This window comes from Lysobacter sp. Root690 (assembly GCF_001427785.1).
Classification (GTDB): Bacteria; Pseudomonadota; Gammaproteobacteria; order Xanthomonadales; family Xanthomonadaceae; genus Lysobacter.
The window spans coordinates 483,272-506,736 of record NZ_LMHM01000016.1 but is presented as its reverse complement, the minus strand read 5'-3'; the positions used below and the strand labels follow the sequence as shown (position 1 = coordinate 506,736).

General features: G+C 65.3%; 16 protein-coding genes. 13 read left to right on the top strand and 3 right to left on the bottom strand.

The features are described from left to right. Nucleotides 1-48: 48 nt before the first annotated feature. The gene (locus ASD86_RS19315; RefSeq protein ID WP_157476870.1) at nucleotides 49-471 is read left to right on the top strand and encodes a hypothetical protein; all 423 of its coding nucleotides are present in this window, start codon (nucleotides 49-51) and stop codon (nucleotides 469-471) included. 9 nt (nucleotides 472-480) lie between these two features. Further along, entirely contained in the window at nucleotides 481-1,353 is an 873-nt protein-coding gene (locus tag ASD86_RS19310; protein WP_082578512.1) for a DUF4198 domain-containing protein, read from the top strand. A gap of 92 nt (nucleotides 1,354-1,445) precedes the next feature. Here the strand turns inward: ASD86_RS19310 and ASD86_RS19305 are convergent, their stop codons facing one another. Both ASD86_RS19305 and ASD86_RS19300 read right to left on the bottom strand, forming a co-directional pair. Then, on the bottom strand, nucleotides 1,446-1,832 hold the full coding sequence (locus ASD86_RS19305; protein WP_157476868.1) for a hypothetical protein: 387 nt from the start codon (nucleotides 1,830-1,832) through the stop codon (nucleotides 1,446-1,448). A 239-nt stretch (nucleotides 1,833-2,071) separates the two neighbouring features. Next, complete coding sequence (locus ASD86_RS19300) at nucleotides 2,072-2,908, bottom strand: hypothetical protein (protein WP_056114379.1); 837 nt, start codon at nucleotides 2,906-2,908, stop codon at nucleotides 2,072-2,074. 240 nt (nucleotides 2,909-3,148) lie between these two features. On the opposite strand from ASD86_RS19300, the gene ASD86_RS19295 reads away from it, so the two are divergent. The 11 genes from ASD86_RS19295 to ASD86_RS19245 all read left to right on the top strand — a co-directional run bounded on the left by ASD86_RS19295 (nucleotide 3,149) and on the right by ASD86_RS19245 (nucleotide 21,815). After that, nucleotides 3,149-4,042: a M15 family metallopeptidase gene (locus ASD86_RS19295; RefSeq protein ID WP_056114377.1), complete on the top strand. Its 894-nt coding sequence runs from the start codon at nucleotides 3,149-3,151 to the stop codon at nucleotides 4,040-4,042. A 133-nt stretch (nucleotides 4,043-4,175) separates the two neighbouring features. Further along, a complete protein-coding gene (locus ASD86_RS19290) occupies nucleotides 4,176-4,439 on the top strand; it encodes a PAAR domain-containing protein (RefSeq protein ID WP_056115187.1) in 264 nt (87 codons plus the stop codon). Between the two features lie 101 nt (nucleotides 4,440-4,540). Further along, a complete protein-coding gene (locus ASD86_RS19285; RefSeq protein WP_056114374.1) occupies nucleotides 4,541-6,031 on the top strand; it encodes a hypothetical protein in 1,491 nt (496 codons plus the stop codon). A 37-nt stretch (nucleotides 6,032-6,068) separates the two neighbouring features. Then, nucleotides 6,069-9,842 carry a type VI secretion system membrane subunit TssM gene (tssM, locus tag ASD86_RS19280; RefSeq protein ID WP_200957269.1) on the top strand — a complete coding sequence of 1,258 codons (3,774 nt, stop codon included), beginning with the start codon at nucleotides 6,069-6,071 and terminating at the stop codon, nucleotides 9,840-9,842. Next, nucleotides 9,842-10,828, top strand: coding sequence for a type VI secretion system-associated protein TagF (gene tagF, locus ASD86_RS19275; RefSeq protein WP_082578511.1), 987 nt, complete (start codon nucleotides 9,842-9,844; stop codon nucleotides 10,826-10,828). Before tssM ends, tagF begins: the two co-directional genes overlap by 1 nt. Nucleotides 10,829-10,830: 2 nt before the next feature. Next, on the top strand, nucleotides 10,831-11,649 hold the full coding sequence (locus ASD86_RS19270; protein WP_056114363.1) for an OmpA family protein: 819 nt from the start codon (nucleotides 10,831-10,833) through the stop codon (nucleotides 11,647-11,649). A gap of 560 nt (nucleotides 11,650-12,209) precedes the next feature. Next, complete coding sequence (gene tssI / locus ASD86_RS19265; RefSeq protein ID WP_056114360.1) at nucleotides 12,210-14,456, top strand: type VI secretion system tip protein TssI/VgrG; 2,247 nt, start codon at nucleotides 12,210-12,212, stop codon at nucleotides 14,454-14,456. Between the two features lie 11 nt (nucleotides 14,457-14,467). Further along, nucleotides 14,468-16,096 carry a hypothetical protein gene (locus ASD86_RS19260; RefSeq protein WP_056114358.1) on the top strand — a complete coding sequence of 543 codons (1,629 nt, stop codon included), beginning with the start codon at nucleotides 14,468-14,470 and terminating at the stop codon, nucleotides 16,094-16,096. 164 nt (nucleotides 16,097-16,260) lie between these two features. Further along, nucleotides 16,261-21,000: an RHS repeat-associated core domain-containing protein gene (locus ASD86_RS19255; RefSeq protein WP_082578510.1), complete on the top strand. Its 4,740-nt coding sequence runs from the start codon at nucleotides 16,261-16,263 to the stop codon at nucleotides 20,998-21,000. Next, nucleotides 21,001-21,480 carry an Imm26 family immunity protein gene (locus tag ASD86_RS19250; protein WP_056114355.1) on the top strand — a complete coding sequence of 160 codons (480 nt, stop codon included), beginning with the start codon at nucleotides 21,001-21,003 and terminating at the stop codon, nucleotides 21,478-21,480. Further along, nucleotides 21,480-21,815 carry an Imm51 family immunity protein gene (locus ASD86_RS19245; RefSeq protein WP_056114351.1) on the top strand — a complete coding sequence of 112 codons (336 nt, stop codon included), beginning with the start codon at nucleotides 21,480-21,482 and terminating at the stop codon, nucleotides 21,813-21,815. Before ASD86_RS19250 ends, ASD86_RS19245 begins: the two co-directional genes overlap by 1 nt. Nucleotides 21,816-22,114: 299 nt before the next feature. Here the strand turns inward: ASD86_RS19245 and tssA are convergent, their stop codons facing one another. Then, on the bottom strand, nucleotides 22,115-23,173 hold the full coding sequence (tssA, locus tag ASD86_RS19240) for a type VI secretion system protein TssA (RefSeq protein ID WP_056114348.1): 1,059 nt from the start codon (nucleotides 23,171-23,173) through the stop codon (nucleotides 22,115-22,117). Nucleotides 23,174-23,465: the final 292 nt, after the last annotated feature.

Below are 23,465 nucleotides of genomic sequence, written 5' to 3'. Positions count from 1 at the left end.
GCCGCGCACGGCCTGGCGCTGGCGTTCGCGCCATCGCGGGCGAGGAGGATGGGCGCGGCGCTGTCGGCAGCCGCGGCGATCGCAATGGTGGCCATCGACGCGTACGTCATCCGCCCGGCTTGGGGTCCGATGGCAGTGGAGCAGGGCACTCAGGCCTGTTGGTTCGGCGTGGTCGTGTGCGCGGCCAGCGTGTATCTGCCGGTCGCCGTCTCGCGAAGGATCGCGCCGTTGCTCGCGGTGTGCGCGGGTCTGTGCTGCGGCATTGTGATATCGGGGCAGGGCGATGCCGTCGGCGTGTTGCGCGCATTGCCGTGGCTACTGCTGTCGTGGCCGGCAGCGTGGTTGATCGATCGCGGCGCCGCGGTCGCGGTCAAAGTCGTGTGCAGTTGGTTGCTCGCGGTCGCGGTGTTGGCCGCGACGCTGGCGTGGCTGCCGGTCACACCGGGCTATTTGCCCGATCATCTTGAATAGAGATCGTCCATGTTCGCTATCGATTGGTTACGACGCGTGAGATCGCAAGGCGCGCGCATCACATTGGCGATGAGCCTGTTGTCGCTCGCCGCCTCTGCGCAGGCCCATGATTTCTGGATTCAGCCCGAACGTTACCGGATCGCGCCCGATACGCCGACCGCATTGACCCTGCAGGTGGGCCACGGCGCCGATCGCCAGCGTTCGAAGATCGGTGTGCGCCGAATCACCCACTTCGCGGCCGTCAGCACGGGCGGAAGCAGTATCGATCTGCGCGAACGTCTGCATCCCGGCGAGGCCAGCGACGGGACCTTTCAACTGCCGGCCGGCGGCTACATGCTGGTGCTGGAAACCGATGCGCGCGCGCAGAGCCATCTGCCGGCGATCCGTTTCAACGATTATCTGCAGGCCGAAGGATTGACTCCGGCCTTGCAGCATCGCCAGCGCAACGGGCGCATGCAGGCGGAAGGTTTGGAAAACTACAGCCGGCGCAGCAAGGCGATCGTGCGGGTCGGCCCATCCGATGCGATGACGTCGGCGCAATGGCGGGCGTTGCTGAGCCGGCCGCTCGGTCTGCCGCTGGAAATCGTGCTCGATCAAGATCCGTACGCGCAGCCGCGACCATCGCGATTGCCGCTGCGGGTGATCTACGAAGGTCGCACGCTGGCCGGCGCGCTGGTCAAGCTGACCCGGCTCGAAGACGACGCCCAGCCGTTCGCGACCCAGTACACCGACGCCGACGGTCGCGCCGACTTCGCCATGCCCACGCAAGGCCGCTGGCTGCTCAACGTGATCTGGACCAAACCGCTGCCGGCGTCGAGCGAAACCGACTACGAGACGGTGTTTTCCAGTCTGAGTTTCGAACTGGATGATGCGCGCCGGTGATGTTGCGCGTGCTTCAAATTTTCGCGATACGATTCGGTCATGCAGGTTCCTGCAACGCGGGATAAGCGAAAGACGCTCGAAAACTCGCGGTTTCAGCAATGTCCCGCGGACGACCAACTGTTGCCGCGCCTCACCACCAGTTCGCCGTTGATGCAGCGCAGCGAGGCTTGCTCCTGCGGTTGCGCGCTGCGCTCGGCGAGCAATTGCGTTTCCAGCTCAAGCACCCGATCGCGCAATGTGTCGCGCTCGGCGACGATCTGCGCGACCTGCGTCTGCGCGACCTGGCGTTCGCCGAGGACCGCGCGCTCGCCCGACAGTTTGTTGCGTTCGTCGGCCGCGGCCTGCTGCTTACCGATCTGGTAGGCGGTGCCGCCGGCCGCGCCGACGATGCCGATCAAAACCACCGCGGCCAATGCCGCGCCCCTCCAACCCCATGAGGTTCGCTCGTCGGTGGTGCGGTGATATCCGGACTCTTGCATGCGCCTGCCCATTGATGTGGCGAACGCATGCGCCGCGCCGGGTTGGCGGGGCCGGATCTGCGTTCGTAAGCGAACCGTTCGAAATTACGGTGTATGCGTGCGGCCGACTGCCATCGCGGTCACGAACCGCGATGGCGAATCCGATGCGTGGATAACGGACGAGCTTACCTGGAACCCGATCGATAACGACCGCGGGCGATGGCCCGAGGCGATCTGCGCAAGCGCCCCGGTCCGGTGATTCAGACCGGGCAGGCCGGGTCCTGCCCGGCGTATTTGGCGCAGACCTTTTGCCGGCACTGCAAGCCCTTGGTCGTATTCGCCTTCGGGCATTTGCGCAGGCTGGCCTGGACCGGGTTCGCCGGCGCTGTCGAGGTGGTTTTCGGCGCGGCGCTCTTGGCCGGCGTCGCGTTCTTGGGAGCCGGCGCGGGCTTGCTGACCGGCTTGCTCGCGGCCTTCTTCGCCGCGACCGCGTTTTCGGCGTTGACCTTGCGGATCAACTGCTCGAGCGCGTCCTGATCCTCTTTGGCGTTGGCGTTGCGCGGCTTGGTCGTGCGCTTGCCGCCGGATTGCGCGTCGGTGTCGATGTTGCCGAGCAAGGCGGCCATCAGGCCGTCCTCATCGTTTTTCGCGGAATTGCCGCGTTTATTGGCGGTGGTGGCGCGGGCGGGCGCGATCGCCGGTTTGCCTACGGCCTTGGGCGGCGTCGCCGAAGCCACGAGTTTGGGCGCGGGCGTTGCCGTTGCTGGTTTGACGCCGGGCTGAGGCGGGGGCGGCGGATCGCCGGCACTGAAGGGATTGGCATCGGCCGGATCGTCGTCGAGCACGATCTTGGCCGGCGTGGTCGCGGCGGGTGCCGGCATCGCGCGGGTGGGCGCGACCGGTGCGGCGACGGCGGGCGTTGTTGGTGTCTTGTCGACGATCGCGGGCGTCGGCGACGGATCGAACGGTCCTTCCTCGCCGCGCAACAGCAGGTAGGCGCTGGCGAAAAACACCGCGGCGACACCGGCGACCAGCACGATCGGCGCGATCCGGCGCGGCTGTCCGGGCGCGACCGGCCGCTCTTTCCGGCTTTCCATGTCTGCTAGGATTCGACCCGCAGGCGCGGCGCTACTGGAGCGATTTTCGGCTCCCGAGATCAGGCTCGGACGATTCGGCTTTCCCTCTTGCCGATCCACGTGGACTCCTTTCCATGCAGGCTGGGCCGGAACCGGCCTCGTCGGCATTCTGGGCGAACGCCGACGCGGGCGTCAATTCGAGCGGACGCGGGAGCATGCGCGCCGCTTGCGGAGCACTAACCCAAGGATGAGGCGCGGCGCGTGGTCTGGATCGTGATCGGGTGTTTCTTCGTGATTCTGAGCGTCGCCGCATGGCTGGCGATGTTTCCCGATGCGCGCGACGCAGCGGGCGAGGTGTGGGCGCGAATGCTGCGTCGCGGCAGCGCGGCAAGCGGACGTCTGCGCGAGCGCGCATCGACCCAGGCCAGCGATTCGGGCCAAATATTGCGTAATAAAGGCACGCGCTATGTGCGGCACATGTCGCGCAACAAGTATCTGTTTATCGCCGCGGCGGCGATGGTGGTGCTGCCGGTGGCGCTGATCCTGGGGCTGCGGCAAAAAGTGATACTCGACGGCGGCGTCGATCCGATACCGGTGGCGTCCAGTTCGCAGATACGCGAACTGCTGGAAGGCGAGAACCTGGTTCCGCCCGAACCGCCGCCGCCGGAGGTGTTCGTCGAGGCGGAACGTGAACTGGCGCAACTTTCGCCGACCGCGCGTCTGAGCATCGCCGCGCCCGAACAGATCGTCAGCGCCGATCGTCGCTGGGAACAGATCGACCCGGATTTCAAGCAACGCGTGCTCGCCATCTACAAGGTCATGGAAGGTCGCGGCATCAAAATGGTGCTGGTTGAAGGCTTCCGCAGCGCCCAACGCCAGGCCGAACTGGCCGCCGGCGGCAAGGCCACCCGCGCCGGCGCCGGGCAAAGTTGCCACCAGTACGGCCTGGCCGTGGACAGCGCGCCGATGCGCAACGGCAAGCTGCAGTGGGATATGAACGATGCCTGGACCCGAGACGCTTACTTCCTGTACGGCCAGTTGGCCCAGGAGGCCGGGCTGGAGTGGGGCGGGCAGTGGCGCAGCATCAAGGACTACGTGCATCTGGAACAGAAGTCGCAGTGCCGGGCCGCGCGGCGGGCGGCCGGGGCCGGCTGAACGGGGCGCCGGTCGCGGCGATCGGCGCCCGTTCACGCCGCAGGTTCGACGCTGCCGGGGTGATAAAGCGGACCCACTCCTGCTATCGTCCCGACTGACATCTGGATCGTCACTCGCCAACAGGAGCATGGCCATGTCCCGCCCTTTCATTCTCGTCGGTGATCCCATCGACCACGGCGGCACCGTGGTCAGCGGCTCGCAAGCCTCCGACGTGGACGGCCGTCCGATCGCCCGCATCGGCGATCAGGTGATCTGCAGCCTGCACGGCCCTACCGTCATCGCCAGCGGCGATTCGACCTTGATCGTCGACGGCCAGCCGATCGCGCGCCACGGCGACACGACCGCCTGCGGCGCGCATCTGATCGCGGGCCAATTCCACGCATCGGTCGACGCCTGATGGATACGCCGGCGCGATAAAACCGACAGGCATTCAAGGATGAAGCACGTGCAATGGTCTGACATGGATGCAGGCAAGACCGGGACGAGGACGCTCCCGGCATGAAAGCCTTCAAGATGATTCTGTTGCTGGCACTGCTGACGGGCGCGATCTGGTTCGTGATCGTGGTGGCATGGCAGGTCAACGACGTTCAGCCGAGCGGTTCGGATCTTGCCCTGTACCTGGGCGGTTTGCCGCTGCTCGCGATCGGCACGGTGCTGCTGGTGCGCTACGGCTTGCGCCAGCGTCGTGAGCGCGCCGCCGAGCAGGCCATCGCGCCCGCATCAGCAGCGCGAGGCGCGGGTGAACCCGGCGAACACGACGCGCCCGCGGTTGCTTACGTGCTGCATCTGCATGCCGCGGCCGTGCATCTGGCCATCGGCGCGAGCCCCGAGGAGGCCGCGGCGAACTTGGTCGAACCCAAGCGGCCGGGCCTGCATCCGAATTTGAAGAACGCCCAGGGCATGCCGGTGATGGCCGCGCCGGTGGACGATGTGGACACCGATGCGGTGGCCGACGCGTTGCGCGCCATCGCCGAGGATCAACATCAGGACCAGGACTTCGATCGGTTGTTCGCGGAGGAACGGCTGCGCGCGGTCGCCTTGCTCGAACCGGTGGCCGAGCAATTGCTGATGCTCGAATCCGAGGTGGTAGCCGGGCTGACGCCGCCCGGCGGCGAGTCCGCGCCTTCGTTGTCCGGTCGTCGTTCCGATGCGGTCGCGCCGCCGAAGTCGCGACTGCGGACCTTGTTGCTGGTCGCCGAATCCTGGCCGCAGCCGGCCCGGCAGATGCTCGGCGATTGGTTGCTGGGCAAGGCCGAAGCGCTCGGTCTGCCGGCCGAGCGGATCGCGGTGGAAGTCGTGCCGATCGACGACGCGAGCCAGGGCTGGGGATTGATCGATCAGATCGGCCGGCGCTACCACGGCGAAGTCACGCCCGATCGCTATCTGTTATTGGCCTGCGCGTCGCAGCTCGGCGAGAGCAGCATCGAGACCCTCGAAGCATCGCAGCGATTGCTCGGCAGCGGCCGGCCCGAAGGCCTGGTTCCCGGCGAAGGCGCGGCCGGCCTGTGGCTCAGCGGTCCGCCCGAACCGGGCCGCGACGCCTCGCCCGACGCCCTGGAACTGCATGTGCTGCAGCGCGGCCATGTCGCCGCCGGCACTTCCAGCCGCAACGCCACCCGGCAAAGCTCCGAACTGATGAATAAGGCGCTGGCCTGCACGACGCATAAGCCGGATGCGGTCACGGCGGTGGTCAGCGACGCCGATCACCGGCCCAGCCGGGCGATCGAGATCGCCAGCGCGATCGCGGTGGTGTGTCCCGAACTCGATCCGGTCGCCCAGAGCCTCAACCTCGGCGTGGCCTGCGGCCATCTCGGCGCGGTCGCGCCATGGGCGGTGATCGCAGTCGCCGCCGCGCAGGCGCGCGGCAGCAACGCGCCGGTGCTCGCGGTCGGCCTGGCCGACGGTGAAGCGCGCGCGGCGATCGCGGTGACACCGGTTCCACCTCCTTCCTCCACCCAAGCCGATCGCAGCGACGATCAGGCCGCCTAAGCGGCCCACCTAGCAGCCCACACGGACGACGTACTTGATGAGCAGGCTCAGATATTTTCTTACCGACTACCGGGTGATCGCCGCGATTGGCGTGTTCGCCGTGGGTGGGGTGGCGTATTTCGGCGCCGACAAACTCAAGACCATCGGCGGCTGGATCCTCGCCCTGGCGGTGCTCGGATTGCTGGTGTGGATCGCGGTGTGGATCGTGCGCCGGATCCTCGCCGCGCGCGCGGCCAAGCAGCTCGATGCGATGGTGCAGCAGCACGCCGAGCAGGCGGTGGTCGCCTCCAAGCCCGCCGCGCGCGCCGACACCGAGCAACTGCGCGAACGCATGGCCGAGGCGGTCAAGGCGATCAAGTCGTCCAAGCTGGGATTGCTCAAGGGCAGCGCGGCGCTGTACGAACTGCCGTGGTACGCGATCATCGGCAATCCTGCCGCCGGCAAGAGCACCGCGATCCTCAATTCGGGCCTGCGTTTCCCGTTCGAGGACAATCGCAGCAACGTCATCCAGGGCCTGGGCGGCACCCGTAACTGCGATTGGTACTTCACCACCGAAGGCATCGTGCTCGACACCGCCGGCCGCTACACGGTCAGCCCGGAGGATCGCCTGGAATGGCTGACCTTCCTCGACCTGCTGAAGAAGAACCGCCCGCGCGCGCCGATCAACGGCGTGATCATCGCCGCCTCGATCGCCGAGCTGTCCGGCAGCAAGCCCGAATTCGCGATCGAACTGGCCAAGAACCTGCGCCAGCGCGTGCAGGAACTGACCGAGCGGCTGGAAGTGTTCGTGCCGGTCTACGTGGTGTTCACCAAGGCCGATCTGATCGCTGGTTTCGCCGATTTCTTCCAGGGCCTGGACCCGGCCGAGCGCGAGAACGTGTGGGGCGCGACCTTGCCCTACGACGCCAAGGGCGAGACCGACGCGCTGGCCGCGTTCGACAGCCATTTCGACGAATTGTCCGAAGGGCTCAAGGAAATGAGTCTGTCGCAGATGGCGATGCAGCGCGGGCGCGAAGTCGGTCCGGGCCTGTTGACCCTGCCGATGGAGTTCACCGGCATCAAGCCGGCGCTGCGCACCTTCATCGCCACCTTGTTCGAGGAAAATCCCTACCAGTTCAAGCCGGTGTTCCGCGGTTTCTATTTCACCAGCGCGCTGCAGGAAGGCGTGTCGGTGCAGCACGCGTCCGAGCGCATCGCCCGCCAGTTCGCGTTGCGTCCGCGCGCCAATGCCGCCGAGCGCGCGCCGATGTCGGACAACGGCCACTTCCTGCTGGGCCTGTTCCGCAAGGTGATCTTCGCCGACAAGCAATTGGTGCGGCAGTACTCGAGCCCCGGCAGCAATCGCCTGCGCAAGCTGATGTTCCTGGGCTCGTTCGCCCTGCTCGGGCTATGCCTGGCCGGCTGGGGCTGGTCGTACCGCAGCAACGGCCAACTCGTCGCCAATTCGGTGCAGGACCTGCGCCAGGCCAAGGCCTTGCAGGAAGGGCGCTTCGACGTGCAGTCGCGGATCCAGGCGCTGTTGGTGCTGCAGGCGCGGCTTGAACAGTTGCAGAGCTATCGCGAGCAGCATTCGCTGTCGATGGGGCTAGGCCTGTACCAGGGCGACCGGATCGAGAAGAAGGTGCGCGAGGAGTATTTCCACGGCATGCGCCAGCTGATGCTCACGCCGGTGCAGACCAAGCTGGAAGCCTATCTGAGCGAGGTCCTGGCCAACCGCGCGCGGGTCAAGGTCGCCGATGCGGCCAGCGCGAACGCGCAGGTGGCCGCGCAGGTCAACGTCGGCCAGACCCTGTATCAGGACTCGTCGCCGACCGACGCCAACGATGCCTATAACGCGCTCAAGACCTATCTGATGCTGGCCGACAGCAGCAAGGTCGAAGGCAGTCACCTGAGCGATCAGCTGACCCGGTTCTGGCGCGGCTGGCTCGACGACAACCGCGGCACCATGTCGCGCGAGGAACTAGCGCGCTCGGCCGAACGGCTGATGGCGTTCTACGTCAGCCAATACGAACAACCCGGCTGGCCGACGATCGACGAGAAATTCGCCCTGGTCAGCGACAGCCGCAGCGTGCTCAAGGGCGTCATGAAGGGCACCCCAGCGCGCGACCGCGTCTACGACCAGATCAAGCAACGCGCCTCGGTGCGGTTCCCGCAGATCACCGTGGCCTCGCTGATCGGCGAGGAGAACGCGCGCACCGGCGTCGCCGGCAGCTACCGCGTGTCGGGCGCGTTCTCGCGCAAGGCCTACGACGACTACGTCAAGGACGCGATCAAGCAGGCCGCCAACGAACAGCTCAGCGCCACCGACTGGGTGCTGGCCGACACCGTGCAGGGCGATCTCACCCTCAGCGGCAGTCCCGAGCACATCGCGCGCGAACTCACCCAGTTGTACAAGGCCGAGTACGCGCAGGAATGGCGCAAGTTCATGCAGGGCGTGACGGTCAGCGACTTCGGCAATTTCGATCAGGCCGTGACCCGCATGAACGCCATCGGCGATCCGCAGAACTCGCCGCTGCGCAAGATTCTCGAGGCGGTCAACAACGAAACCATCTGGGATAACCCGGAGGCCGCGAACAAGGCCCTCGGCGTGGCCAAGAAGGGCGTCGTGGAATGGTTCAACCGCACCATCCTGCGACGCCAGCCGGCCGGCATGAACGTGCAGGTCGACCCCAACACCGGCAAGCAGGTCGCGGTGCAGATGGGGCCGATCGGCGCCGAATTCGCCGGCCTGGCGCGGCTGTTCGCGCAGCGCGACAGCAGTCCGCCGATGATCAACGCCTACTTCGACGCGATGGGCAAGCTGCGTTCGCGCCTGAACGGGATCAAGACCCAGGGCGATCCGGGCCCGGGCGCGCGCAAGCTGATGCAGGAAACGCTGGAGCGCGGCAGCGGCTCGGAAATCTTCGAGATCGAGAAGATCATCGACGAGCAGATGCTCAACGGTCTCAACGAGAGCCAGCGCGACGCGATGCGTCCGTTGCTGGTGCGTCCGCTGATGCAGACCTTCGCCGCGCTGATCCGCCCGACCGAGGGCGAGATCAACCGCACCTGGGTCGAGCAGGTCTATCAGCCGTTCGAGGACGGGATCGGCAAACTGTATCCGTACAACGCCGGCGCCACCGCCGAGGCCACCCAGGCCGATCGCGACGCGGTGTTCGGCGCGAGCGGCTCGATCGCCAAGTTCGGCAACGAGGCGCTCGGTGCGCTGGTGATCCGCCGCGGCACGGTGATGACGCCGCAGCAGTGGGCCAACATGGGCGTCAGTCTGCGGCCCGAGTTCACCGCCAATTATTCGAGCTGGGTGGGCGGCGCGAGCGGCGCGTCGAAGGGCGATGCGAACGCGGGCATGGTGATCGAAATCCTGCCCGGCGCGGCCACCGGTCGCGAATACACCATCACCATCGATGGGCAGACCCTGCGCTATCGCAACGAGCCGCCGCAGTGGAAGACGATCGAACTGGTCAATTCCAGCAGCGTGCGGATCGATGCGGTCACCCTCGACGGTCGCACCGTCGAAGTGTTCAACGAGCCCGGATCGAAAGGCCTGAATCAGCTCTTCGAAAAAGCCTACAAGGGCAAGGGCAGCGGCGGCGACAAGCACTTCCTCATGTCGTTGAACAAGGACGACATCGCCGTCGATTTCGAATTGCGCGTCATTCGCACGCCGATCAAAGCCGACGCCAAGCCCGATGCCGGCGGCGAGCGTACGCAGCGCCTGCCGCGCGAAGTGGCCGGCGCTGTCGCGACCGCTCCGGCCGCACCCGCGGCACCGGCCGCGCCCACCGCCGCCGCGCCGGCAGGAGGCCTGTAATGGCGACCGTAGAGGCCATGGCCCAGGTGAGTTACTTCGGCAAATTGCCCTCGCGCGGCGACTTCGTGCGCACGCCCGAGAGCCATCAGTTGATGGTGCTGCTCGATCGCTGGGCCGGCGCCGGGGTCGAGCTGCTGGCCCAGGACCCGTCGTGGAAACAGCTCTACGATCGCGCGCCGCCGATGCATTTCGCGTTTCTGGGCTCGCGCAGCCGGCTCGCGATCGGCGGCCACTTCCTGCCCAGTCGCGATGCCACCGAACGGCGTTTTCCGTTCCTGTCGGCGACCCGCCTGGACATCGCCCAGCCGCTGGCGTTCATCGCCCGCAGCCCGCTGGCGCTGGCGCGGATGTGGACCGGCATGGCCAAGCTCGGCAAACAAGCCGTGCAGGCCGAGGACGCGGCCGATCTGCTGCGCGAACTGTCCGAGAACAAGATCGCGGTTAACACCGATCCCAGCGTCTACGATGCGGCGTTCACCGATTTCCTCGACCTGCAGGACGTGGGTTCCTTGCAGGACCTGCTGCAGCAGTCCGGCCACACCCACGTTCAACTGCGCTGGGTGCTGCCGGCGCTCGGCCTGCTGTTGCAGCCGGTGCTGACCGGCGCGGCGTCGCAGATCGACAAGGCGTTGTCGCTGCCGTTGCCGCGCGACGCCTTGTACCGGCCGATGGTGGCCGCGTTCTGGCTCGATCTGATCAGCGGCTTCATCGCGCGCGCCGACTTCGAACTGGCGATCCTGATTCAGGACGAGGCGATGCCGCGCCTGATCATCGGCTTCAACGGCGCCGACGGCCGCACCTTGCAGGCGGTGCTCGACCCGCAAGTCGCCGGCGAGCAGATCATTCGTGTCGACGACGCCGAGTGGGTGGACGAGCATGTAGCCGGCGATTACGCCCTCAACAAGCTGGTCAGCTACATCGGACGCGACGACCTCTCGCTGCGCGTGGCCCGCAAGGCCTTCGGCGAAACCTTTCTCGGAGCGTGAGCATGCGCCGCACTTTCTTATTTCCGCATCGGGCCGTCGCGCTGGTCGCATTGAACTTGGCTGTCGCCGCGTTCGGCGTCCAGGCGCAGACCGCGTTGCCCGCCGCCGGCGCCGTGGCGCCCAAGCCGATCATCGCCTCGGGCAAGGTGCCCGATGAAGCCAGCAAGCAAGCGGTGCTCACGCGCCTGCGTGAGCTGTACGGCAACGAGCGGGTGATCGACCGCATCGAGGTCAGCCCCGGGGTCGTCGCGCCACCGAACTGGCGCCAGAACGTGGTCAACATGCTCGCGCCCGACCTGCAGCAGGTCACCGTCGGCAAGCTGGAGATCAACGGCAACACGGTGCGGGTCAGCGGCAACGTCGCCAACGAGTTGCAACGCCAGCAGATCGTCAGCGGCCTGTCGACCCGGATCAACAACCCGACCTATTCGGTGGACGGCAAGCAATTGCGCGTCGCCGCGGGCGCGCAGCAGAATCTGCTCGACAATGCGCTGGCCAACCGCATCGTCGAATTCGAGAGTGGCCGCGCGACGCTGACCCCGAAGGGCGAGCTGATCCTCGACGAGATGGCCGCGGCGATGAAGCAGATCGGCAACAAGCGCGTGCTGATCGTCGGCCATACCGACGCCGCCGGCGGCCGCGAATCGAACCTGGCGCTGAGCCTGGCCCGGGCGAATTCGGTCAAGCAATACCTGGAGGTGCGCGGAGTCAACGGCGGTCTGCTCAACGTGCTCGGCGCCGGCCCGGATCAGCCGGTCGCCGACAACGCCACCGCGGAAGGCCGCGCGCGCAACCGGCGGATCGCGTTCAAGGTGTTGTAAGCGGCCGATTCGCGCTGCTGCATGAGTCGCGGTCACGGCCGCGAACCCAGGCCCGCCGCGAGGCGGGCTTGGCGTTTACGGGGGCGGTGTTTGTGGGCGCAGGCGCGTTCGCCCAGGGCTGAATGCGCGCGAGCTGAACCGAAAACTTGAGGTCGTCGATTTGTAACGATCGTCGCCGGCGCATCACCGATACGCATCGACATCCGTTCATTCGTCTCTCAGTGCCCGCACGTGGCTGAACGCGACAAATCGCCGATTTAGCGGGGCGTCGATTTAGCTGACCACCGTCGCAATTCACGCGCCGGTCCGCGAATACGCTGAACCGGCATAAGCAAGGCATCGACCTGGGGACGAACCGAGCTTGCCCGCGGCAGGCAGGTGCGGCACATAATCGCGGGGCGGGGTCGTACGCGCCGCGGAGCACCGCGAACCATGTCCGCAATCCCCTTTCGCAATCGTATTCAAGAAGGTAAGCAGCACGGCTCGTAGAACCGCTCCAGCGCCGGTCCGGCCGAGCCGCTCCCGCGAAAACGCAACCACCACAAAACAGGACGTCCCCCGTGTACGGATACACACCGGCCTCCCTGGCCAAGCTCGTTCAGCTCAATCAGGACACGCGCCTGATCCGGGTCAAATCCCCGCTCGAACCCGAGGCCTTCGTCGTGCGCCGCATGACCGGCACCGAGTCGCTGTCGCGGCCGTTCGCATTCGACGTCGAATTGTTGTCGCTCGACGCGCACCTGGAACTCAAACAGGTGATCGGCCAGCCGATGCGCCTGAGCCTGCGCACCCAGAACGGCGAAGAACGCCATTTCCACGGCTACGTCAAGGAATTCGGCCGCAGCGGCGCCGAAGGCGGCATGGCCGTGTATCAGGCGCAGTTGCGGCCGTGGTTCGAGTTTCTCGATTACACCAGCAACTGCCGCATCTTCCAGGACCTGACCGTGCTGGAGATCGTCGAGGACGTGTTCGGCGGTTACGGCGATCTGGCCAAGTGCAAGTACGACGTGCAATCGGGCAAGTACCCCAAGCTGCCGTATTGCGTGCAGTACAACGAATCGGATTTCGCCTTCGTCTCGCGCCTGCTCGAGGACGCCGGCATTCACTATAGCTTCGAACACGGCGAAGACGAGCACGTGATGTTCATCGCCGACGATTCGACCCAGGCCAAGGTCATCGACGGCAGCGCGCGGGTGAACTTCGTCGCCGACGATTCGGTGCGCGACGACTACGGCCTGGATCAATGGCTGACCCGCCGCCGCGTCGGCACCAGCGTGCAGGCGCTCAAGAGCTTCGATTTCAAGCAGCCCAAGAGCGCGCTGTCGGTCGACCGACCGCTGGACATTCCGCTGGGCCGCCTGCCGCAGTTGGCCTCGTACCGTTACGAAGGCGCCGCGCGGTACGTCGACAGCGCGATCGGCGATGCGCTCGCCAACCTGCGCGGCGAGGAATCGGCGTGGCAGACCAAGCTGTTCGAAGGCAGCGGCAATCACGGCATGCTGCAGGCCGGCCGCCACTTCGTCTTCAACGGACACTACGAACACAGCGAGGGCGACGAAGAGGAACGCAAGTTCCTGCTGGTCCAGGTCGGCCACGACGTACGCAATAATTTCAACGAGGACTTCACCGTCTCGGAAGGCGCGAGTTACCGCTGCAACGCGACGTGTTTGCGCCTGAAGATTCCGTTCCGTCCGCTGCGCGCCACGCCGCAGCCGCGCATGCCCGGGCCGCAGACCGCGACCGTGGTCGGTCCGTCGGGAGAGGAGATCCACGCCGACAAATACGGCCGGGTCAAAGTGCAGTTCCACTGGGACCGGCTCGGTGAGTTCAACGAGCGCAGCTCATGCTGGGTGCGCGTGGCCAGCCCGTGGGCCGGCAGCGACATGGGCGGGGTGTCGCCGCCGCGGATCGATCAGGAGGTCGTGGTCGATTTCCTCGACGGCGATCCGGACCGTCCGTTGATCGTCAATCGCGTCTACAACGAACTCAACATGCCGCCGTTCGGCAACGAGGTCAGCGGCATCAAGTCCAAGACCGTGAAAGGCGAGGGCTTCAACGAACTGAGCATGCACGACTCCGACGGCAAGCAGATGTTCAACATGCACGCCCAGCGCGACATGATGACCACCGTGCTCAACGACCAGACCGCGGCGATCACCAGCAACAAGGCCACCACGGTCGGCCAGAACCAGACCCTCGCCGTCGGCGTCGACCAGAGCATCACGGTCGGCGGCAGGCGCGCGATCAGCGTCACCGGCGACGACACTCACGACGTCACCGGTACCCGTACGAGCACCGTCACCGGCGCGGTCGCCGAGACCTACAAGAACGGTCAGACCCTGACCATTCCCGCGGTCGGCTACACCGAAACCATCACCGGCCCGCTGCTGACCACCTTGACCGGCGACTTCACCAGCGTGCGCACCGGCGCCTGGAAGGAAACCGTCACCGGCACCTCCGATCGCATCGTCACCGCGGCGCTGACCGAGCAATACGGGGCAGGGCGCACGACGACGATCACCGGCGCCGATATTCGCGGCGTGATGGGCGCGGTCGAGGACGCCAACGAAGGCGCGCGCACTGTGTCGGTGACCGGCAACCTCGAACACGGCGTCACCGGCACGCATGCGGCGTTTTCCGGCGGCGACATGAGCCTGGGCTCGGGCACCCTGGTCGCGCTCGGCGTCGGCGAGGCCTCGGGCATCACCATCACCGGCGGCGAAATCGTGATCGCTTCGGGCGGCTCGACCATCGTCATCAATGCCGCGGGCGTGACCGTCAACGGCGCCAAGATCAACCTCAACTGATCGCGGCGACCATGGCCAACCCCAAGAATCCCGTCGAAAAACGCATCGACGACCTGGCCGCATTGTGGCTGCAGGCCTGCGAAGCGCCCGAAGTGCGCGTGATCGTCTGGCGCGTTCCGGGTAATGCCGGCCGGATGATGGCCGCGTTCTTCGAAGCGCAAAAACACCTCGAGCCCGCGTCGACGCCGGACCTGTTCCAGAACTTCGACGCGCCGTTCGAAACCGGCTTCGGCTACAGCCGCGAGTTGATGGGCGCGCTGCGCGACGGTTATGTCGCCAGCCGCGGCGAACTCAAGCAGCAAGGGCTGCCGATCGACTGGCGCGGCGCGCACGGCGAGTATCCCGACAGCGCCGCCGGCGTGCTCGCGATGTTCCAGTCGTTCGCCGAGTATTATCAGGCGCAGATGCGCTACTTCGCGCCGGTGCTGTCGCCCAGCCAGGTCGCCTCGTCCAGCGGCCTGGAGCAATGGCTGGACGCGGCGCTGCGCGCGCCGATTCCCGATCGGTTGCGGCTGTGCCTCGTCGATAACGTCGAAGACAAACGCTGGCAGGCCCTGGCCGAACGTCATGGCAAGGCCGTGCGGGTGATCGACGCGCCGATCGACATGTTCGACATCGCTCGCCAGACCGCCGCCCAGTCCAGCGGCGGCGCCGCACCGAGCACCGCCTATCGCGCCATGCTCGCCGACGTCATGACCTTGCTGGAGAAGGGCAGCGCGGCGCAGACCGCGGCCCGCGCCGACAAGGCGATGAAGCTGGTCCAGCGCGAGCAATGGCACGATCAGCAAGTGGTGCTGCACATGGCCGTGGCCGGCGCGCACCTCAAGCAGGCGGAGCATTCCGAGGCGATCCATCGTTATCGCGCCGCGCGCGAATGCGCGCTCGCCGCCGAGGCCGCGCGGCATCCCGCGGGCACCAATCTGATCATGCAGACCTGGTTCGGCGAGGCCGGCGTGTGGTTGTCGGCGCAACAGCCGGTGCGCGCGTCCGAGACCTACGCGCAGGCCGCCTCGGTCGCACGGCGCGTGCCGAATGCGATGTTCGCGCTCGAAGGCCTGCGCATGGCCGGTTATTGCCTGGCCCAGGACGGTCAGGTCGAGCCGGCGCGCGAACGCTATCTGGCCGCGGTCGCCGAAGCCAAGGCGATGCCGCCGGCGGATCGGCCGCTGACCACGCTGGCGCTGTTGCTGCAGGACATGTTGCGGCTGCAGGATGCGCCGCGCGCCGAACGCATCGCCCAGTGCGCGCCTGCCTATCAGCAGGACGTGGCCGAAGCGCTGCAGCAGGCCGAGGCGCAATCGGCCAGGCTCGGCCCCCAGCCGGCGCCAGCCGCGCTGGAGAAGATCGAGAAGGAACTGCTGACACGTTACGAACTGGCGTTCCGCACGCTGTGCGACCAGCGCGAGCGTCTGATCGGCGGCGGCGACGTGTTCTTCCGCAAGGTGGTCGCGCTCGCCCGCGACTACCTGCATCCGGCCTGGAACGGCGTGCCCGAGGTCAAGCATCCGCTCGACAAGGAATTGCTCGAATGGAGCCAGCCGCCGCAGTTCGCGCAATTGCCCGAACCCGACGACTTGCTCGACACGGCCAACACGACCACTAAACCCACACCAGCCGTGCCCGCCGAGGCCAGCGTTTGACCCGGCGCGGCTGGATCGTCCTGGCCGTGTTCACCCTGATCGCCATGGGCGCGGTGGCGTGGCTGGGCCAGGAATACAGCAACGAAGCCCGCGCGTTCCTGCGCGGTCTGCGCCGAATCTTGTAGACGTCGACGCCGCATCGCGACCAAGGAAGGAAGCCCGTCATGACCATCGCCGCCAAGCATTTCGATCCGCAACTCGGGATCGACATCCACACCTATCTGATTCCGCCTTCGCCGATTCCGATCCCGCTGCCCACCCCGCATATCGGCATCGTGCTCGATCCGTTCGACTACCTGCCATTCATCGGCGGCACCGTCCACGTCAACGGCATCAAGCGCGCCACCGCCGGCACCGGCGGCCTGGACATCCATATCCCGGTCGGCGGCGTGTGGATGCCGCCGATGAAGATCGCCGCAGGCCCGCAGTGGGACGACGAACTGTTCATGGGCAGCAAGACCGTGCTCGCCGACGGCGATCCGTTCTCGAAGATCACCATGCCGGTACTGGCCTGCAACATCGTCGGCATGATCGCGCCGTTCCGGATCCGCAAGCCGAAGAAACCGCATATGTCGTTGCTGCTGCCGACGACGTTCAACATCGCCATCCCGACCAACGTATTCGTCGGCGGGCCGCCGACGGTGTCTTGGACGGCGCTGGCGATGGGCGCGGGGCTGTCCATCTTCGGCAAGATCCTCAAGAAGACCGGCATCGCCGGCGCCGCGGGCGCGGCGTTCAAGAAACTGCGGCAGAAGCTGTTCGCGAACATGAAGCCGGGGTTTCTGAAGTGCAAGGTGCTGCGCGCCGAACCGGTGGATATCCGCGACGGCAGCGTGTCGGTGACGCACGAGGATTTCGCGATCCCCGGCCGTCTGCCGCTGACGTGGACGCGCGAATACCGCTCGACCGATACCCACGCCGGCCAGTGCGGCCACGGCTGGCACACGCCGGCCGACGTGCGCCTGGAACTCGACCCCGACGGCAGCGTGCTGTTCCATGGGCCTGAAATGCCTGCGTTGTTCCCGCAGCTGCCGCAAGGCGAGGGTATCGACAACGCGGTGCGCGAATTCGTCGACGGCGCGCGCCTGATCCGCGAAGGCCAGGAACTGTGGGTGCGTACCAAGGACGGCCTGCGCTACGGCTTTGCCGCCGGCCCGGCGAATCTCGCGACCTTGCAGACGCGCGCGCTGCCGATCGAACGCATCGAAGACCTGTGCGGAAACTACTGGCGGTTCGAACGCGGCAACGGCCAGCTCGTGCGTATTGTCGAAAGCGGTATCGATGGCTTGCAGGGCCGCTTCCTGGAAATCGATTCGCGCCACGGCCGCATCGATCGCGTGCAGTTGCACGATCCCGCCACCGGCCTGAACTACCCGTTGGTGAGCTACCGCTACCAGGATGCCGATCTGGTGGCGGCAGTGGACGCACTCGATGCCGCGCGCACCTTCGAATACCGCCAGCACCGCATGGTTCGCCACACCGACCGCGTCGGCCTGTCCTTCTACTACGCCTACGACGCCCAATGGCGCGTGCTCCGCGCGTGGGGCGATGGCGGCCTGCACGACTACAAATTCCGCTACGACGACCTGCTCGACGAAACCGAAATCACCGATTCGCTGGGTCACGTCTCGATCGTCAAATTCGACGAGAGCGGATTGCCGCTGTGCGAGATCGATCCGCTCGACGGGGTGACGGTGTTCGAGTACGACGAGGTCGGTCGGACTACGGCGGTGGTCGATCCGATGGGGTTGCGGACTGAGTTCGCATATGACGAGCGTGGCAATCTGCTCAAGCTGACGCGAGCGGATGGCAGCGTACTCACGACACAGTACGACCCCGATGATCGCCCCGTTGTCATCGTCGACCCGCTCCAGGCCGGTTGGCGGCAGCGTTGGAATGATCGTGGCCTGCTCGTTGAGCAGGCCACGCCGATGGGGGCGGTGTCGTTGTACGAGTACGACGCCGCCGGCCAGCTTTCCGCTCATACCAATGCACTCGGCGCGAAAACGGGATTGCACTTTGACCGCCACGGTCAACTGCGAGGAATTACCGACCCATTGGGTTTCGTCCTTGTCTTCCAGCATGACGCGATGGGCCGTTTGATGTTCAAAGCCGACGCGAATGAAGCCAAGACCCTCTACACGTATGACCGGAAGGGGCGCTTGTCGCGGATCCAGCAAGCCGATGGCAGCCGGGTGACGGCCGACTATGACGCAGAGGACCAACTGGTTCGCTACGAAGACGAAAGCGGCGCGGTGACGAGGCTGGACTACGTTGGAACCGGCCAGGTTAGCAAGCGCACCCAGTCCGACGGTCAAGCGGTACGTTACGAATACGACACCGAGCAGCAACTGATTGCTGTCATCAACCCGCGCGGCGAACGTTACGGACTCAAGCGCGACGCCCTGGGTCGCATCGCCGAAGAAGTCGACTATTGGGGGCAGGGACGCCAGTACACCTACGACGCAGCCAATCGGCTGATGAGAACCGTGGACCCGCTGGGCCAGTGCGTTATCTATGCCACCGATTCGTTGGGCCGCATCACCGCCAAGACGCTTCCCGACCCGGATCGCGCCGGATGCGTATTCAAGGAGTCCTTCAAGTTCGACGCGCGAGGTCAATTGGTCGAACTGCATAATCCCCATCGTCAAGTGCGGCGTGTCTTTGATGCCGATGGACGCTTGGTGGAGGAGGTGCAGGGCAGCTTTCGCATCGCCAATACCTTTGATGCGGTCGGCAACCGCCTCATGCGTGAAACCAGCGCGGGAAACCGCGTGGAATTCTCATTCGACCTGCGTGGACATTTGCAGGCCGTGGCGATCAATGACGATGCGCCCATCGAGATCGAACGCGACGCCTTGGGCCGCGCGATGCTGGAGAAGCTGGGGCCGCATGTGGAGCGTCACCTGAGCTACGACGCGCGGGGGCGGCTCACGGCGCAAAGTATCCTGCGCGATGACGCGGCATTGTTCGATACCGTCTACACATACGATGCCGTCGGCAACCTGACCCAACGCGACGATAGTGCCCAAGGTGCCGATCGCTACACTCACGACCCCATGGGGCGTGTGCTCTCCCACACCGATCCGCGCGGAAAGCTTACCCACTTCCTCAACGATCCCGCTGGCGATCGCTTGCGTACGCGCGTGCAGGAAACCCGCATGAAGCAGGTGGTCGGTGGTGAATCGCAGCCAGAACTTTGGACCAGGGAAGGCGAGTACGGCGGACTGAACTACGTGTTCGACCGGGCCGGCAATCTGGTCCGGCGGGCGCGGTCGTACGGCGCACACGAAGACGGTGGTCGCGATCGCGACCTGCACTTGCGCTGGGATGCCAACCACCGTCTGATCGAAAGTCGCAAGAACGGCCAGGTCACGCGATACGGCTATGACCCGTTAGGCCGCCGTGTCTTCAAACGCAATCCCACTCAAACTACCTGGTTCTTCTGGGATGGCGATGCCTTGCTGGGCGAGGTGCGGCATGCCAACGATGCCTCGGACCTTCCGCAGGCAGGAGTCGCCGCCAACAACTTGGTGGACTTCGTCGCTGCGCGCAAACGAAGGCAAGCCCTCGCGCAACTGCATCGGCGGGCGAGGGAATATGTTTATTACCCCAGCGGTTTTGTGCCATTGGCGTTGATCGACAGAAAGAAGGTGGAATCGGTAACGGTGGAAGCGGTAGTTCCGGGCGCTTCTGCATTGACGTCCGCCTCCGGAGCGCCGGTGATTTTCACCGACGGCGATTCGCTGGCGACTGACCCTTCGCCGTCGCTTACCGCCCCTCCTGCCGACGAACCACTGGGTCGCCGTTCCCGCGAACGCACACGACCTTCGCCTGTGGTTTCATCGCTCGATCAGAAGAAGAAATTCGACATCGGCTTCGGTGCCCTGGGCTCCGTTCCCCTCGGCGTGCGCGCTTCGCTGGCATTCGAGGAGTCCGCGCCCGGCACGGCCATTCCCGACGACAATCGTTTAGGCGCGATGCGCCTGGGCCGCGGTAACGCATCGCCCGCATCCCCGCCTCCAAGATTCACGGTTACGCCCACACAGGCAGCCGTAGCAGAGGAGGCGCAAAGCCAGGCAGGCGCCGCGCCCGTCGAGATCCCACAGTTCCAATCCTTCGCTCCCGCCGTTGCGCCGGCGCCGTCGGAAGCCGAATACATTCCCCAGACTTACCACTACCACGTCGACCCCAATGGCTGTCCAACACGGTTGACTTCGTCGGTGGGAGAAGTGGTCTGGTCGGTGAGCTACACCGCCTGGGGCAGCATCGCCCAAGCCCATGTTTCCGAACTGGTGAACCCGATCCGTTTTCAGGGTCAGCACTATGACGAAGAATCGGGCCTGCATTACAACAGACATCGGTATTACGATCCCGCGATTGGGCAATATGTGGGGCTGGACCCGGTCAGGTTGTTGGGCGGCTATAGCCTGTATGCATATACCGCGAACCCGCAGGTTCTATCCGATCCGCTCGGGTTGGTGCCCGAGACGACACCTGGGTACACGGTTTATCACCTGTATGCGCCTGGCGCCGACACCCCGTACTATGTCGGGATAACCGAGGACAATAGATTCGATCAACGCCGGCTCGAACACAAAGAAAGCTCGCGCTTGGCGGATGGAGCAAGGATGGAACGCGTCGAGACAGGCGTCACCTATGGAGAAGCGCGCGGGATCGAACGCGCCCACATCGAGCACTACGGGACCAATACGGGTGTGGTGGGGGCAGACATGCCCGGCAAGGGAACCAACGATTTTGCCGGAAGAGGCAATCGCAATCTGGGCTTCGACGTCGACAGCCCTGTCAGGCCAGCGACGAGGCAGAAATATTTTCAAGCGGCGTATGAGGCGGCGGGCGGTAAGGCCCGTCCAAACAAAGCTACGGTGGCGAGGTGCGGCTGAATGAAAAAGAAGAAGGTAAAGCTGGGTGATATCAAGTCGGGAGACGTCGTTTCTTTCGAGTGTGTGCCCGGGACGTTTGGTTATGGCGTTATCGTTTCGAGAATCATGGACGGCCATGTCGCGGAGCTGTGCAAGTACTTTGGGCCTGGGCCGGAGATGCCACCGGAGTCGAATTTGGCCGATACGTTCTTCCCGCCAGTGATCCTGGATGCATTCTCGCTCATCGAGAAAGCAGTCGAAGGTGACTGGCGCATAGTGGGGCATATTTCCAATTACTTACCGGACGATCGTGTAAGCAACATCAGATTCAGATGGGGTGTAAAGGGCAAGCAAAGCACCACCGACATCCATAACCATCACGAGAAGGTTTCGGATGAAGAGGCCGCTAAGTGGCCGAATGCCAGCCCTTCTGGCGACTGGGACGTGAAGAATTATCTCAAGGACCAAGGCGTGGACCCTGAGCTGCTCGGATTGGCCTAATGAAGAACGATAGCTACGCGCCATTCATTATTTATGGTGAGGACGATGACGATGAGGCGCGTCTAAGCCTTCTCGATAACGGGATGTTTGCTCGCAGGCATGTGTTTGCTGGTCGTGGCCGCGAGAGCAACGGCTACAGCTGGGCAAGTCTGGCCAAGTCGGTGGCCAAATCCTTGTCTGCCGAATCGCAACAGTTGGATTTCAATCCTGAGGCGGACATGCTCTCGATTTATGGCCCTGCATCTGTTTTGCAGCAATTGGCTCGCGCCCTGCACGAGCTGTATATGAACGAGCGCGCGCTGGGGCATGCAATTGAATTGTCCGAGGTTGATTGATTCAACTGGCGGGCCTGCTCTCAAGACGTGGCCGATCTTGCGAAGGAAGTTGAGGCTTGAATGGCGGCCTCATCGCGCCTTCGCGTGCCAGGCGAAAGAACGAATGGCTCCAGCGAGTCTGCGTCCGAAACCCTCCTGCGTATCAGATGCTGATGGCGCTCGGGAAGCGTTATGTTGTTGTCTGGACGTGACGCATCCGGATCGTTCGGGATAAATGGCAGGCTACAAGTGCTCGATACCGGGGATGCAAAACGCCGCCCTTGAGGCGGCGTTTCCACAGGTGCGGGGGCCGACCGAAGCTAGTCGTTGTTGCCGCCGTCGTTGCTATCCAACAACTCCTCGATCTGACTAAGCGTGTTCTCGTCCTTGATCACGCGCTTGAGCCACACGTGCAGCGGCATTTCGCCCCAGCGAGCGGCCTTGTCGGCGAGGTAGGCGACCGGGCTGTGCGGCTCGGTGCGGCGGAAGAACTCGGCCACGCGACGCAGTTGCACGATCGCGTCGCGGCGCGACTCGATCGCGCCGGGCGGTGAGGCGGGGGGCTGGCTGCGCACCGGCGCGGTGTCGCTTTCGAGTGCGCCGTCGATGCGTTCGCCCGGCGATTGCGGATCGGCGGCGATGCCGTCGATCAACACGCCGGCCTCGCGGGCGAAGCGGCGGGTGGTGTCGACCAGGTGCTCGAGCTGTTCGCGCGCCTGGGCGAAGCTCGGTCCTTCGTGGCCCAGGCGGGCGTCGATGATCTGTTCGAGTTCGCGCAGCGCCTCGCGGCAATCGGGCACGACCTCGATCAGCTTGAGGTAGTACTCGCGCGGCGTGGCGCGCCGCGCCGACTCGATCTGTTCGACGGTGGGGCCGTTGCCGTCCTCGCTGCCGCGGCGCGCGTGCGCGAGTTCGATGTCGGCGATGCCGTAGCGCCCCTGCGGCGATTGCATAAGCGGCAGGCGTCGCGACCATTTGGTCGAATGTTCGAGCAACCACACCAGGTTGCCGATGCGTTGTTCCTGATCGCCGTCCTCGGCCTGCGGATGGATATCGTCCCAGAAGCGCTCGCACAACGCGGCCGCGAGGCGGTAGCCGCGGGCCAGGCCGGCGAAGCCGTGGATCTGGGTTTGACTCTCGATCCACCACGACACCAGGCGCAGATCCTTGGTGCTGGTCTTGAGCAGCTTGGTGGTTTGGGTGGCCACCGATTGCCAGTCGGCGACTTTCAGGTCGGTGACCCATTCGCCCTGTTCCAGCGAGGGATCGTCGGCGCGGCGCGCCTCTTGAATGACGTCGTACTCGATCGAGAACGACATATCCGCGCCTGACGGGGCGGCGTCGGAAATCGGCGCCAACAACTCTTCCAGATCCTGCATGACAGTCCATTGAAGTGCGGGAAAGACGCTTCGGATTCTACAGAACGCGGCGCCGGCGTCGCGGCGCACGGCGGCTTCGGGCCGGCGAGGGCGGGTTTTGCTCGGAATCTGGCTGAATCCGGGTGTAAAAAAAGCCCAGCAAGTCACGGTTTCAAGGCCGCGGTCGGGCGCCGGGCCCGGGTCTTCTACCGGCCGCCGGTTCCGATACACTGGGACCTTGCGGGAGAGGTCGCCATGGAGGCGGCCTGCCGAGGCTGGCACGGGACGACACGGTCCGTGCGCGCGCAAGGAG